Origin of the sequence: Nonomuraea sp. NPDC049141, assembly GCF_040648415.1 — a bacterium.
Lineage (GTDB): Bacteria > Actinomycetota > Actinomycetes > Streptosporangiales > Streptosporangiaceae > Nonomuraea.
Genome location: NZ_JBEZDR010000292.1, coordinates 1 through 1,020, shown reverse-complemented (window position 1 = coordinate 1,020; position 1,020 = coordinate 1). Strand labels below are relative to the sequence as shown.

Sequence of the window (1,020 nt, the reverse complement as noted above, 5' to 3'; positions counted from 1 at the left end):
CCCCGAAGCGGCAGCTGCGCGGCATGTGGATCGCCAGCGTGGCCAACATCGACTGGCCCAGCCGCACCGGGCTCACCCCGTCGGCCCAGCAGGCGGAGTACCGGGGCTGGCTCGACCTGGCCCAGCAACGGCGGATGAACGCCGTCGTCGTGCAGGTCCGCCCCGCCGCCGACGCGTTCTGGCCGTCGACGTACGAGCCGTGGTCGCAGTGGCTGACCGGCACCCAGGGCACCAACCCCGGCTACGACCCGCTGGCCTTCATGGTCGCCGAGGCGCACGCCCGCAACCTGGAGTTCCACGCCTGGTTCAACCCGTACCGGGTGGCCACCCACACCGACCTCACCAAGCTGGCCGCCAGCCATCCGGCACGCAAGAACCCGGGCTGGGCCGTCGCCTACAACGGTCAGCTCTACTACAACCCCGGCATTCCCGCCGTCCGCGCCTTCGTGCAGGACGCCATGATGGACGCGGTTCGCCGCTACGACATCGACGCGGTGCACTGGGACGACTACTTCTACCCGTACCCGGGCAGCGGTGGGGGCTTCCCCGACCAGGCGACCTACGCCCAGTACGGCGCCGGCTTCAGCACCATCGGCGACTGGCGGCGCAACAACGTCAACCTGCTGGTGCGGGAGATGCGCGACAAGATCCGGGCGGCCAAGCCGTGGGTGAAGCTGGGCGTCAGCCCGTTCGGCATCTGGCGCAACGCCGGCACCGACCCGCTCGGCTCGCGTACCACCGGCCTCCAGTCGTACGACGCGATCTACGCCGACACCCGGCGCTGGGTGCGGCAGGGTTGGGTCGACTACATCGCCCCGCAGATCTACTGGCACATCGGCCACCCGGCGGCCGACTACGCGGAGCTGGTCCGCTGGTGGTCCGAGACCGTGACCGGCACCGACGTGCAGTTGCTCGTCGGGCAGGCCACCTACCGGGCCGGGGCGTCCGGCCAGGACGCCGCCTGGCAGGACCCGGCCGAGCTGACCGACCACCTGACGCTGAACCGCAGCCACCCGAGGA

1 protein-coding gene is annotated in these 1,020 nt (G+C 71.1%); it reads left to right on the top strand.

The window, feature by feature from the left end:
- On the top strand, positions 1 to 1,020 hold a 1,020-nt coding region (locus tag AB0B91_RS66540), incomplete at both ends, for a family 10 glycosylhydrolase (protein ID WP_358343372.1).